This is a genomic window from Streptomyces sp. NPDC101152 (assembly GCF_044768275.1).
Classification (GTDB): domain Bacteria; phylum Actinomycetota; class Actinomycetes; order Streptomycetales; family Streptomycetaceae; genus Streptomyces.
On record NZ_JBIWPO010000002.1, the window covers coordinates 361,306 to 374,562 of the forward strand.

Annotated in this window: 10 protein-coding genes; 7 read left to right on the plus strand and 3 right to left on the minus strand. The window is 71.2% G+C overall.

The window, feature by feature from the left end; all coding sequences use genetic code 11:
* Positions 1 to 59 precede the first annotated feature (59 nt).
* The gene (locus ACIRVK_RS04325) at positions 60 to 752 is read right to left on the minus strand and encodes an MOSC domain-containing protein (protein WP_404243768.1); all 693 of its coding nucleotides are present in this window, start codon (positions 750 to 752) and stop codon (positions 60 to 62) included.
* 80 nt (positions 753 to 832) lie between these two features.
* Between ACIRVK_RS04325 and ACIRVK_RS04330 the strand changes: the two genes are divergently transcribed.
* A complete protein-coding gene (locus ACIRVK_RS04330) occupies positions 833 to 1,729 on the plus strand; it encodes a LysR family transcriptional regulator (RefSeq protein ID WP_404243770.1) in 897 nt (298 codons plus the stop codon).
* Positions 1,730 to 1,798: 69 nt separating this feature from the next.
* Here the strand turns inward: ACIRVK_RS04330 and ACIRVK_RS04335 are convergent, their stop codons facing one another.
* The gene (locus ACIRVK_RS04335) at positions 1,799 to 2,128 is read right to left on the minus strand and encodes a WhiB family transcriptional regulator (RefSeq protein WP_404243772.1); all 330 of its coding nucleotides are present in this window, start codon (positions 2,126 to 2,128) and stop codon (positions 1,799 to 1,801) included.
* Positions 2,129 to 2,509: 381 nt separating this feature from the next.
* Here ACIRVK_RS04335 and ACIRVK_RS04340 point away from each other — a divergent pair, with 381 nt between their 5' ends.
* From ACIRVK_RS04340 to ACIRVK_RS04355, 4 genes are all read left to right on the plus strand, one after another.
* On the plus strand, positions 2,510 to 3,121 hold the full coding sequence (locus ACIRVK_RS04340; RefSeq protein WP_003948568.1) for a response regulator transcription factor: 612 nt from the start codon (positions 2,510 to 2,512) through the stop codon (positions 3,119 to 3,121).
* A gap of 325 nt (positions 3,122 to 3,446) precedes the next feature.
* Positions 3,447 to 4,034 (plus strand): sigma-70 family RNA polymerase sigma factor, encoded by a 588-nt coding sequence (locus ACIRVK_RS04345; protein ID WP_356342397.1) that lies wholly within the window; start codon positions 3,447 to 3,449, stop codon positions 4,032 to 4,034.
* 171 nt (positions 4,035 to 4,205) lie between these two features.
* The gene (guaB, locus tag ACIRVK_RS04350) at positions 4,206 to 5,708 is read left to right on the plus strand and encodes an IMP dehydrogenase (protein ID WP_404243774.1); all 1,503 of its coding nucleotides are present in this window, start codon (positions 4,206 to 4,208) and stop codon (positions 5,706 to 5,708) included.
* Between the two features lie 107 nt (positions 5,709 to 5,815).
* Complete coding sequence (locus tag ACIRVK_RS04355; RefSeq protein ID WP_404243776.1) at positions 5,816 to 6,940, plus strand: GuaB3 family IMP dehydrogenase-related protein; 1,125 nt, start codon at positions 5,816 to 5,818, stop codon at positions 6,938 to 6,940.
* Positions 6,941 to 7,583: 643 nt separating this feature from the next.
* Here ACIRVK_RS04355 and ACIRVK_RS04360 read toward each other — a convergent pair.
* On the minus strand, positions 7,584 to 8,792 hold the full coding sequence (locus ACIRVK_RS04360) for a nucleotide sugar dehydrogenase (protein ID WP_404243778.1): 1,209 nt from the start codon (positions 8,790 to 8,792) through the stop codon (positions 7,584 to 7,586).
* A gap of 271 nt (positions 8,793 to 9,063) precedes the next feature.
* Between ACIRVK_RS04360 and ACIRVK_RS04365 the strand changes: the two genes are divergently transcribed.
* Positions 9,064 to 10,770 (plus strand): glycerol-3-phosphate dehydrogenase/oxidase, encoded by a 1,707-nt coding sequence (locus ACIRVK_RS04365; protein WP_404243780.1) that lies wholly within the window; start codon positions 9,064 to 9,066, stop codon positions 10,768 to 10,770.
* 213 nt (positions 10,771 to 10,983) lie between these two features.
* Complete coding sequence (locus ACIRVK_RS04370; RefSeq protein ID WP_404243782.1) at positions 10,984 to 13,245, plus strand: protein kinase; 2,262 nt, start codon at positions 10,984 to 10,986, stop codon at positions 13,243 to 13,245.
* Positions 13,246 to 13,257: the final 12 nt, after the last annotated feature.

The window sequence follows — 13,257 nt, forward strand, 5'->3', positions numbered from 1 at the left end:
TGGTGAAGGCCCTGGGGAGAGGGCTCACGCGGGCCGTCAGGACGGCTGTCGGACGACTGTCAGAGGGTGCCCGCCGAGGGCTGCGCAGGACCGTACTTCGCCAGGTACTCGCGGGCCGCCCTCAGGGCCTCCGGATGCAGTGCCTCCCCGGCCGGCAGCAGGCGCGGCAGTAGTTCCCGCGCCGTGGTCGTCGCCCGGAACTGGAGCGCCACGGTCACGTCGTGGTCGGGACGGTGGACCACCTCGACCGGGTCGCCGGCACGGATCTCGCCCGGCTCGACCACCCGCAGGTACGCCCCCGGCGCCCCCTTCGCCGTGAACCGCTTCACCCAGCGCTTCTCACCCAGATGGCCCTGAAAGGTGCCGCACGGAATCCGCCCGCAGGTGACCTCCAGGACCACCTCGCGGCCGATCCGCCAGCGTTCGCCGATCAGCGCGCCAGAGATGTCCAGACCCTCGGTGGTGAGGTTCTCGCCGAAGGAGCCGTTCGGCAGCTGGCGGGCCAACTCCCGCTCCCAGTCGTCCAGATCCTCGCGCGCCATCGCGTACACGGCCTGGTCGTTCCCGCCGTGGTGCTGCCGCTTGCAGACCGCGTCCCCCGCCAGCCCGCTCCCGCCGATCCCCTTCGGCCCGGGCGCGGCCACCCGCACCGGTCCCCCCACCGGCCGCTTGTCGATGCCGGTCACCCCCTCCGGGTTGTCCGTGTACGGCACGGCCTTCGCGCTGCCCAGGTTCACCGACAGAAGCCTCATGCCGGAGACGGTAGTGACCGCACACCAAAGCGTCGACGCATTATTCGGCGGTGTACCAAAGCCTCGCTTATTCTCGGAGGGTGATCGAGGCCCGTCATCTCCGTGTCCTGCGCGCCGTCGCCGTCGGCGGCTCCTTCTCGGCGGCGGGGCGTGCGCTGGGCTGCACCCAGCCCGCCGTCAGCCAGCAGATGAAGGCCCTGGAGACGTCCGTGGGCACGCCGCTGCTGGTCCGCAGCGGCCGCGAGATGCGGCTCACCCAGGCGGGCGAGGCGCTCGTGCGGCACGCCGGCACCATCCTCGCCGGGCTCACCGCCGCCGAGGAGGAGGTCGCCGCCATCGCGGGACTGCGCGCCGGGCGTGTACGGCTCGTGTCGTTCCCCAGTGGCAGTTCCACGCTCGTGCCCACCGCCCTCGCGGCCCTGCGCGCCGCGCATCCCGGTACCCGCGTCTTCCTGGAGGAGGCCGAACCGCCCGCGTCGGTGGAGATGCTGCGCGAGGGCGAGTGCGACGTGGCGCTCGCCTTCCGCTACGAGGGCGCTGGGGGCGCCGAGGAGTGGGACGACCTCGTCGTACGGCCGCTGCTGACCGACCGGTTGGTCGGACTCGTGCCCGAGCGGCACCGGCTCGCCGGGGCCGGTTCCGTGGCCATCGGCGAGCTCGCCGACGAGCCCTGGATCGCCGGGTGTCCGCGCTGCCGGGGGCAGTTGGTGGAGGTGTGCGAGGACGCCGGGTTCACCCCCCGGATCGACTTCGCGACCGACGACTACCCGGCCGTGGTCGGCCTCGTCGGCGCCGGTCTGGGGGTCGCCGTCCTGCCCCAGCTCGCCATCGAGTCCGCACGGCCGCGCCACGCGCGCGTGTTGCGGCTGGAGCCGGCCGTACGGCGGCGGATCGTGGCGCTGACCCTGCCGGACCTGGCGCAGGTGCCGGCGGTCGCGGCGACCCTGGAACAACTCGCGCGGGCCGCCGCGCGGTAGGGAAGGCGGGGGAGAAAAGGACGGGCACGCGTGCGCGTGCCCGTCATCGGTGAATGCTGAAACGTTCCTTCAATTGTTCGAGGCGCTGTCCCCGCCGGCGGCCATCGCCGATACCAGCCGGTTCCGCGCCCGCCCCATGAGCTCTTCGCGCTCGTCCTCGGTCAGGCCGCCCCACACGCCGTACGGTTCTCTCACCGTCAGCGCGTGCGCCGCGCACTGCGCGCGCACCGGGCACCTCATGCAGACCTCCTTGGCCGAGTTCTCGCGAGCGCTCCGGGCCGCGCCCCGCTCGCCCTCCGGATGGAAGAAGAGCGAGCTGTCCACCCCGCGACAGGCGGCCAGGAGCTGCCAGTCCCACAGGTCCGCGTTCGGTCCGGGAAGGCGGGAGAAATCTGCCATTACGTGACCCCTTGCAGCCGTTCTGAGCGGATACGGTGCCCACGACCGTACATCTACGATCTAAGGAGATGAAAATATGACTCATTGCGAATCTAGCCTCAGACACCAGTACATGGGAAGAAAAGGGGCTGAATGGGGCATCGGTTGTGATGAAACGTTGTGGGTCGGCCTCGCGTGTCTGCACCGTGTCCGCCTCCTCACGTAGAGTGCCGAAGATGGCACACGGCCCCGTAACTCTTTCGAGTGACCGTCGTTGAGAGTGCGGAGGCGGTTGAAACAGGAAGTGCTCGGGCTAGTGTCCGAGACGGTCGACCGCACAGGTGACGATTTCGTACCAGCCTGGAGGCTCAAGGTGACGTGCATCAGCTGCGGAGGGCGGCCATGACATCCGTCCTCGTCTGCGACGACTCCCCGCTTGCCCGAGAGGCGCTCCGCCGCGCGGTCGCGACCGTGCCCGGTGTCGAGCGCGTGACGACCGCGGCCAACGGCGAGGAAGTCCTCCGCCGCTGGGGCGCCGACCGCTCGGACCTGATCCTGATGGACGTACGCATGCCCGGACTGGGCGGCGTCGAGACCGTGCGCCGGCTGCTGTCCGCCGACCCGGGCGCGCGCATCATCATGCTCACCGTCGCCGAGGACCTGGACGGCGTCGCCCTCGCGGTCGCCGCGGGGGCGCGGGGCTACCTCCACAAGGACGCCTCGCGCGCGGAGTTGCGCGCGACCGTGACGCAGGCGCTCGCCGACCCGACGTGGCGGCTCGCCCCGCGGCGGCTGAGGTCCGCCGAGATGGGGGCGGCGCCGACGCTCACCGCGCGGGAGATCCAGGTGCTCGAGGGGATGAGCCACGGGCGGTCCAACGCGGAGATCGGGCGGGAGCTGTTCCTGTCCGAGGACACCGTGAAGACGCATGCGCGGCGGTTGTTCAAGAAGCTCGGCGCTTCGGACCGGGCGCACGCCGTGGCACTTGGCTTCCGGTGGGGTCTGGTTCGGTAGACCTCATGGGGTGCCGCCTTGTGTCGTCTGGCGGCTGCGGGGTCGTATTGGCTGGTCGCGCCCACACGGCGGAGCCGCACAGTGTCTCGCCCCGCGCCCCTTCGGGGCGCGGTCGCGACGTCCGTCAAGCGGTCCCCTCGGTACCCGCTGCTCGTTTCGGCGCGGATGCCGCATCCTTGAAGATGTGGAGTCTCTCGGGGACGAGTCGGTCGAGCGGAAGGGGAGGGCGCAGGGGATGAGTGCCGGCGCACCTGCTCATAACGCTTCGGTGCACAACATCGGACGCGGTGCCACGGACCGCACGGCCGCAAGGCACCATGGACCGATGCGCGACGACGAGGCGGCAGGCGCCGCAGGGGCGATCGGTGCACTCGTCCATCGCGCCGTCGACGGGGACGAGCAGGCCACGCACGACCTGCTCGCCCATGTCCACCCCTTGGCGCTGCGGTACTGCCGCACCCGTCTGTCGCGGCTGCCGGGCGACGCCCGGCACTTCGTGGAGGACCTCGCCCAGGAGGTCTGCGTCGCCGTCCTCCTCGCGCTCCCGCGCTACCGGGACACCGGCCGCCCCTTCGAGGCGTTCGTCTTCGCCATCGCCGCGCACAAGGTCGCCGACCTGCAGCGGGCGGCGATGCGGCACCCGGGCTCGACGGCGGTCCCCTCCGACGAGATGCCGGAGCGGCCGGACGACTCGCTGGGCCCGGAGGAGCGCGCGCTGCTCAGCAGCGACGCCGAATGGGCCAAGAAACTGCTGGCCAACCTGCCGGAGAACCAGCGGGAGCTGTTGCTGCTGCGCATCGCGGTGGGGCTCACGGCCGAGGAGACCGGCCAGATGTTGGGAATGTCACCCGGCGCGGTCCGGGTGGCGCAGCACCGGGCCCTGAGCCGGCTCAGGGCGCTGGCGGAACAGTAGGTCCAGGGCGGTCGGCGTCCTTTCCGAAGGTGCGCCTTGCTTGAACAGGCCGCCCCGGTATTCCGTACGAACATACGAAGCCGGAGGTCACGCGGAACCGTGGAATTCGGCGCCCCTGCTTCCCGTTAGCATGGACATCCGCACCGATCAAGGCCATTTGGGGAAGGTGTCATGACTGCAAACGTCGACGGAGTGCCCGGTAAATTCGCGACACTCGGGCTGACCTACGACGACGTGCTGCTGCTGCCGGGAGCCTCCGAGGTCCTCCCCAACGCGGTCGACACCTCGTCCCGCATCTCCCGCAACGTCCGGGTCAACATCCCGCTGCTCTCGGCGGCCATGGACAAGGTGACCGAGTCCCGCATGGCCATCGCGATGGCCCGGCTCGGCGGCGTCGGCGTGCTGCACCGCAACCTCTCCATCGAGGACCAGGTCAACCAGGTGGACCTGGTCAAGCGGTCCGAGTCCGGCATGGTCACCGACCCCATCACGGTGCATCCGGAGGCCACCCTCGCCGACGCGGACGCGCTGTGCGCGAAGTTCCGCATCAGCGGTGTCCCCGTCACCGACCCGGCCGGCAAGCTCCTCGGCATCGTCACCAACCGTGACATGGCCTTCGAGTCCGACCGCAGCCGTCAGGTGCGCGAGGTCATGACGCCGATGCCGCTGGTCACCGGCAAGGTCGGCATCTCCGGTGTGGACGCCATGGAGCTGCTGCGCCGCCACAAGATCGAGAAGCTTCCGCTGGTCGACGAGGCGGGCGTCCTCAAGGGCCTGATCACCGTCAAGGACTTCGTCAAGGCCGAGAAGTACCCGAACGCCGCCAAGGACTCCGAGGGCCGCCTGCTCGTCGGCGCCGCCGTCGGCGCGAGCCCCGAGGCCCTGGAGCGGGCCCAGGCGCTCGCCGAGGCAGGCGTGGACTTCCTGGTCGTCGACACCTCGCACGGCCACAACAGCAACGCGCTCAGCTGGATGTCGAAGATCAAGTCCAGCGTGAGCGTCGACGTGATCGGCGGCAACGTCGCCACCCGCGACGGCGCCCAGGCGCTGATCGACGCCGGCGTCGACGGCATCAAGGTCGGCGTCGGTCCCGGCTCCATCTGTACGACCCGTGTCGTCGCCGGCATCGGCGTCCCGCAGGTCACCGCCATCTACGAGGCGTCCCTCGCCGCCCGCCCGGCCGGCATCCCGCTGATCGGCGACGGCGGCCTGCAGTACTCCGGCGACATCGGCAAGGCCCTCGCGGCCGGCGCCGACACGGTGATGCTGGGCTCGCTGCTCGCGGGCTGCGAGGAGTCGCCCGGCGAGCTGCAGTTCATCAACGGAAAGCAGTTCAAGTCGTACCGGGGCATGGGCTCGCTCGGCGCCATGCAGTCCCGCGGCCAGGGCAAGTCGTACTCGAAGGACCGCTACTTCCAGGCGGAGGTCGCCTCCGACGACAAGCTCGTGCCCGAGGGCATCGAGGGTCAGGTGCCCTACCGCGGCCCGCTGTCCAGTGTCCTGCACCAGCTCGTCGGCGGTCTGCGCCAGACCATGGGCTACGTGGGCGCGGCCACCATCGAGGAGATGGAGTCCAAGGGCCGCTTCGTGCGGATCACCTCGGCGGGGCTCAAGGAGAGCCACCCGCACGACATCCAGATGACGGTCGAGGCGCCGAACTACAGCAGCAAGTAGGCGGCAGGCGTCACCGAGGGCGGTCCCGGGAGCATCCGGGGCCGCCCTTGTCGTACCCGTCGGCGATACTGGGAGACGCTGAAACGCATCAGGGAAAGGCCACAGACGTGACTGAGATCGAGATCGGGCGCGGCAAGCGCGGCCGCCGGGCGTACGCCTTCGACGACATCGCCGTCGTCCCCAGCCGCCGTACGCGGGACCCGAAGGAGGTCTCGATCGCCTGGCAGATCGACGCCTACCGCTTCGAGCTGCCGTTCCTGGCCGCCCCCATGGACTCGGTCGTCTCCCCGGCCACCGCGATCCGCATCGGCGAGCTCGGCGGCCTGGGCGTGCTGAACCTCGAAGGCCTGTGGACGCGGTACGAGGACCCGCAGCCCCTCCTCGACGAGATCGTCGAGCTGGACGCGGACACCGCCACCCGCCGCCTCCAGGAGATCTACTCCGCCCCCATCAAGGAGGAGCTGATCGGCGCGCGCATCAAGGAGGTGCGCGACTCCGGCGTGGTCACGGCCGCCGCGCTCTCCCCTCAGCGCACGGCCCAGTTCTCCAAGGCGGTCGTGGACGCGGGCGTCGACATCTTCGTCATCCGCGGGACGACGGTCTCCGCGGAGCACGTCTCCGGCTCGCACGAGCCGCTGAACCTGAAGCAGTTCATCTACGAGCTCGACGTCCCGGTGATCGTCGGCGGCTGCGCCACGTACACGGCGGCCCTGCACCTGATGCGCACCGGCGCGGCGGGCGTGCTGGTCGGTTTCGGCGGCGGCGCGGCGCACACCACGCGCAACGTCCTGGGCATCCAGGTCCCCATGGCGACCGCGGTCGCGGACGTGGCGGCGGCCCGCCGGGACTACATGGACGAGTCCGGCGGCCGGTACGTGCACGTCATCGCCGACGGCGGTGTGGGCTGGTCCGGCGACCTCCCGAAGGCGATCGCCTGCGGCGCCGACTCGGTGATGATGGGCTCCCCGCTCGCCCGCGCGACCGACGCCCCGGGCCGCGGCCACCACTGGGGCATGGAGGCAGTCAACGAGGAGCTGCCGCGCGGCAAGAAGGTCGACCTCGGCACGGTCGGCACGATCGAGGAGGTCCTGACGGGCCCCTCGCACACCCCCGACGGCTCGATGAACTTCTTCGGCGCGCTGCGCCGCGCGATGGCCACGACCGGCTACAGCGAGCTGAAGGAGTTCCAGCGCGTCGAGGTGACGGTGGCGGACTCGCAGCACAAGCGGTAGCGGTAGGGCTTACGGCGGGAAGGGGGCCGGTCACCTGACGGGTGACCGGCCCCCTTCCGTGTGCCTGGGGCTTGCGCGGGCCGCGTGGGGTGGCGTGGGGGCGTGCGGTTGCGTTCGGGGCAGATACGGGCTGGTCAGCCGGGTCGAGGACGATAACGTCCGTATCGGCGCCCCAAGTTGCTGGAGCGCCCCCTTCCAAGGACTTGGTTCCGGACCCCGCTCCTCGGGGCCCGGCCCGATTTCCGACGGACCGTCTCACCGGGCTACTGGGCGGTGTCGTGGAAGGGGGCGCCCATGGGACGTCACCGCAAGCCCACTCGCTGGGATCGGATCCGTCTGTGGGTGAAGTGCCGGAGGAGGTGGATCTTGCGGATTTTCGGATGGTGAGCGGCCGCCCCCACGCAACCTAGGGGCGGACACTCCGTGAACCATCCTGGAGTCTGCCGCAGTGCCTGCTGCGGCGGGCTCCACCTTTTCGGTGGTGAGCGGACGCCCCCATAGCGACTAGGGGCGGACACTCCGTGAACCATCCTGGAGTCTGCCGCAGAAGCCCCTGCGGTGGGCCCCACCTGCCATGTACGGTACCCGCGCCGCGCCCCCCATGCCACCAGCCCCGGAGTCCGTCGCATCCGCGCGCGCCCCTTCACAACCGGTGCGCCGCCCCCGTCGGTGTCGCCCCCCGTGTGTCCAGGAGTAGTTGCGCCTTCACCGACAGGCCCTGGAGGTCGTACGTGCGGTGGTGCTGGAGCAGGATGGTGAGGTCCGCGTCGGCTGCCGCCTCGTAGAGGGAGTCGGCGCGTGGGACCGGGCGGTCGAGGACGTTCCAGGACGGGACGTGGGGGTCGTGGTAGCTGACGGAGGCGCCGAGTCCCATCAGGCGGACGGCGATCTCGCGTGCGGGGGTGGCCTGTTGGTCGGCGAGGTCGGGCTTGTAGGTGACGCCGAGGAGGAGGACGCGGGCGCCGCGCGCCGACTTGCCGTGTTCGTTCAGGAGCGTGGCCGCGCGCTGGACGACGTAGCGGGGCATCTGGCTGTTGACCTGCCGGGCGAGTTCGACCATGCGCAGGGTGCGGCCGGCCGGGACGGTCAGGTCCTGGGGGACGGTGTGGCCGCCGACGCCGGGGCCGGGGCGGAAGGCGTGGAAGCCGAACGGTTTGGTCTCGGCGCAGCGGATGACGTCCCAGAGGTCGACGCCGAGGTCGTGGCAGAGGACGGCCATCTCGTTGACCAGGGCGATGTTGACGTGCCGGAAATTCGTCTCCAGGAGCTGGACGGTCTCCGCCTCGCGCAGGCCACGCGCGCGTACCACCTTGTCGGTGAGGCGGCCGTAGAAGGCGGCGGCCGACTCGGTGCAGGCGGGGGTGAGGCCGCCGATGACCTTGGGGGTGGTGGCGGGCGTTACCTCACGGTTGCCCGGGTCCACCCGACTGGGGGAGTAGGCCAGGTGGAAGTCGCGGCCCGCGTGGAGCCGGGAGCCCTCTTCGAGGATCGGGCGGAGCAGGGTCTCGGTGGTTCCCGGCGGGACGGGCGATTCGAGGATGACCGTGGTGTGCGGACGCAGGTGTGTGGCCAGGGTGCGGGCCGCCGACTCGACCTGGGTGAGGTCCAGGCCGCCGTCCGGGACGGGCGGGGTGGGCACGCAGATGACGGCGGTGCGGACGCGGCCCAGCTCGGCGGGGCTGGTGGCGTGCCGGAAGCCCCCCGAGAGCATCCGGCGCAGTTCGGCGGGGCTGAGCGAACCGGGCTCCGGCCCGGTGCGGTAACCGAGCGTGGGGATGCCGGCCGCGACGGCGGCCTGGGCCAGGGGCAGGCCGAACGGGCCGAGTCCGATGACGGCGAGATCTGCGGGCATGGCGTGGGCCGTCCTTCCCAATAGCGGAAGCGGGGCAGGTGCGCAAGCCCGGTGGACAGGATGGGCGAGTGCAATGTCAGACTAGGAGTAAATATGACCGTTATGCGGGATTGGCCGCCTGTGTTTTCCGGGAGTCCCGGGAAAGTTGTCCACAGGGTGGGGAGCCGTGGTGGCTGAAGTCGGGCAAGACGGTCAGAATTTGGGCATGGGGGGTACGACACGGGCTTCGCCCGACGGGTGCGGCCGGCGCTATCGATAGCGGGAGGCAGCAGTGAGGACAGCGACACTAGGGCCGGTGCAGCGCGCCGAGTCACTGGCGGCGATGGCCGAGCGCGAACTGGACATCCTGGTGGTGGGCGGCGGTGTGGTGGGCGCGGGCACCGCCCTCGACGCCGTGACCCGTGGCCTGTCTGTCGGCCTCGTCGAGGCGCGTGACTGGGCGTCGGGCACCTCCAGCAGGTCCAGCAAGCTGATCCACGGCGGACTGCGCTATCTGGAGATGCTGGACTTCGCCCTCGTACGGGAGGCGCTCAAGGAGCGCGGGTTGCTGCTGGAGCGGCTGGCCCCGCATCTCGTGAAGCCGGTGCCCTTCCTGTACCCGCTGCAGCACCAGGGCTGGGAGCGGCTGTACGCCGGTTCGGGCGTCGCGCTCTACGACGCCATGTCGATGGCCCGCGGCCACGGGCGCGGCCTGCCGACCCACCGTCACCTGACCCGCCGTCACGCCCTGCGCGTGGCCCCCGCCTTGAAGAAGGACGCGCTGGTCGGCGCCCTGCAGTACTACGACGCCCAGATGGACGACGCCCGTTATGTGGCCACGCTGGTGCGCACGACCGCCGCCTACGGCGCGAAGTGCGCCAACCGGGCCCGGGTGACGGGCTTCCTGCGTGAGGGCGAGCGGGTCGTGGGCGCGCGCGTGCAGGATGTCGAGGGCGGCGGCGAGTACGAGATCCGCGCCAAACAGGTCGTCAACGCGACCGGCGTGTGGACCGACGACACCCAGGCGATGGTCGGGGAGCGCGGGCAGTTCCACGTCCGGGCCTCCAAGGGCATCCACCTGGTCGTACCGAAGGACCGCATCAACTCCTCGACCGGGCTCATCCTGCGCACCGAGAAGTCCGTCCTCTTCGTCATCCCCTGGGGCCGGCACTGGATCGTCGGGACGACCGACACCGACTGGGACCTCGACAAGGCGCACCCGGCCGCCTCCAGCGCCGACATCGACTATCTGCTGGAGCACGTGAACTCCGTGCTCGCGGTGCCGCTCACCCGCGACGACGTGCAGGGCGTGTACGCGGGGCTGCGCCCGCTGCTGGCCGGCGAGTCCGATGCCACCAGCAAGCTGTCGCGCGAGCACACCGTGGCGCACCCGGTGCCGGGGCTGGTGGTCGTGGCGGGCGGCAAGTACACGACGTACCGGGTGATGGCCAAGGACGCCGTGGACGAGGCCGTGCACGGGCTCGACATGCGGGTCGCCGAGTGCGTGACGGAGGACGTGCCGCTGCTCGGTGCCGAGGGCTACCGGGCGCTGTGGAACGCTCGGGCGCGGATCGCGGCCCGGACCGGCATACACGTGGTGCGCGTGGAGCACCTGCTGAACCGCTACGGCTCGCTGGCCGAGGAGATCCTGGATCTGATCGCCACCGACGCCTCGCTCGGCGAGCCGATGCCGGCCGCCGACGACTACCTGCGCGCCGAGATCGTGTACGCAGCCTCGCACGAGGGGGCCCGGCACCTGGACGACGTGATGACCCGGCGCACCCGCATCTCCATCGAGACCTTCGACCGGGGCACCCGCAGCGCCCGTGAGGCCGCCGAACTGATGGCGCCGGTGCTGGGCTGGGACAAGGACCAGATCGAGCGGGAGGTCGAGCACTACGAGAAGCGGGTGGAGGCCGAGCGGGAGTCCCAGCGCCAGCCGGACGACCTGACGGCGGACGCGGCGCGGCTGGGGGCGCCGGACATCGTGCCGCTGTAGCGGGCTGCGCTGCAGACGCTCTGTTGCTTGTCCGGCTGCTGGGCGGGGTCTCAGGGGCAGTTGTGCGGGGCCTGTCCGGGGGCGCGGGGGCGTGCGCGGCCGTCGAACCGGTGTGCGGCGCGTGCTCCTCTGCCAGGGGCACCCTGGGCGTCGGGCACTTGTCGGGTGAGGGACAATGGAGGCTCTGTCAGGGCGGGTTGTATGAGGGGACGCATGTCGGAGGCGGAGCGGGCGGGGACATCTCGTCAGGACACTCGTCAGGACTCTCGTCAGGACAGGAGCGAGCGTCTTCTCGCAGGGCGCTACCGGCTGCACGACGTGCTCGGCCGGGGCGGCATGGGCACGGTGTGGCGGGCCGAGGACGAGACCCTGGGCCGGACGGTCGCCGTGAAGGAGCTGCGGTTCCCGTCGAACATCGACGAGGAGGAGAAGCGCCGGCTGATCACCCGGACGCTGCGCGAGGCCAAGGCCATCGCGCGGATCCGCAACAACAGCGCGGTGACGGTCTTCGACGTGGTCGACGAGGACGACCGGCCGTGGATCGTGATGGAGCTCGTCGAGGGCAAGTCGCTCGCCGAGGTCATCCGGGAGGACGGCCTGCTGGAGCCGAAGCGCGCGGCCGAGGTCGGACTCGCGATCCTCGACGTGCTGCGCTCGGCGCACCGCGAGGGCATCCTGCACCGTGACGTGAAGCCGTCGAACGTGCTGCTGGAGTCGGACACCGACCGGGTCGTGCTCACGGACTTCGGCATCGCCCAGGTCGAGGGCGACCCCTCCATCACCTCGACCGGCATGCTCGTCGGCGCGCCCTCCTACATCTCCCCGGAGCGGGCCCGCGGGCACAAGCCCGGCCCCGCGGCCGACCTGTGGTCGCTCGGAGGACTGCTGTACGCGGCGGTCGAGGGTGTGCCGCCCTACGACAAGGGCTCGGCGATCGCGACCCTGACGGCGGTGATGACGGAGCCGCTGGAGGAGCCGAAGAACGCGGGGCCGCTCAAGGACGTCATCTACGGGCTGCTCACCAAGGACCCGGCGAAGCGGCTCGACGACACGGGTGCGCGGGCGATGCTCAACGCCATCATCCACGCGCCCGAGCGCAGGCCCGACCCGGAGCCGCCGGCCGACGCGACCAAGGTCGTGCCGATCCCGGTGCAGCCCGACCGGCCCACGGCCAAGGGGAGTTCGGGCGGCGCGGGGAGCAAGCGGGGCGAGGAGGCCGGGGACAAGCTGCGCGGGGCGCTGCGGTCCATGCGCAAGGCCGCCGTGGCGGCGAGCGCCGCGGCCGGATCGGCAGCCGCGTCCCGGAGCAGGCCGGGCACCGGTACGGCGGGTGCGGGGACCGAGGGTTCCGCAGCCGGCGGGACCGTGAGCGACGGGACGGCCGGGACGGGGGCGGCGGCTGCCGCCTCGGCGCCGGGGGCTGCCAAGGCCCCTGGCACACCGAAGAGTTCGGGATCTCCTGCGGTTCCGGGCGCCTCAGCGGCTCCGGCGGCCGGGAAGCCGGTTTCGGCGCCGTCCGTTCCCTCGCCGTCGACTGCCTCTGCCGCGTCGTCGGCGTCGTCCGGGGCGGGTGCCTCGGCGGCTGCGGCTCCCTCGGTCTCTTCCCCGGGGTCCAAGAGCTCCGGACAGCAGGGGAGCAACTCCCAGGCCAATGGTCGGAGTTCCGGGTGGCCCGTGATGACGCCGCCGGATCTGCCGCCGCGGCCCGTGCCCCGGGCGCCGATCACCGACGTGGTGCCGAAGCGGACGCTGGTGATCATCGGGGTGGTCCTCGCGGTCATCGTGATCGGGATCGTGCTCGCCCTCACCCTCGGCGGTGACGGCGGCAGCTCGAACAAGAGCGCCGGGCGCGACGGCGGAAAGACCGGCGCGAGCGCTTCCGCCGGTGCCCGCACCAAGGAGGACACGGGCGCCGCGAGCAGGGCGGACGGGGGCTCGGCCCAGTCCGCTGGGGCTTCGGCGGGCGACGGGACGCCGGGCAACAGCCCGAGCGCGTCCGGGGGCAGCGGGACGCAGCCGGGCGGTTCGTCCGGGGGCGACGGTGCGGTGGAGTCGACGTACAAGGGCGCTCAGGGGTACTCGATCGGACTGCCCAAGGGGTGGAAGTACCAGTCGGCGAGTGCGGCGGGTGACCGGTTCGCCGGGCCGGACGGGCAGAAGCTGCTCATCGCCTGGACGTCCACGCCGAAGGGCGACCCGGTGGCGGACTGGACGAACCAGGAGCGCTACATGGTGCGTTCGGAGTACCAGAAGATACGCATAGCGAAGGTGGACTACCGCGGCTGGAACACCGCCGACTGGGAGTTCACCTATGCGGACGGCGGGATCAAGTACCGGACGGTCGACCGGGGGTTCGTCGTGAACGGCCATCTCGGGTATGCCCTGATGTACACGGCGAAAGCCGCGAACTGGGACAGCGGCCTCCGTAAGGACACCTGGAACACGCTCGCCAGGACGTTCGAGCCGAAGTCGTAAAGCGGCCGGTCC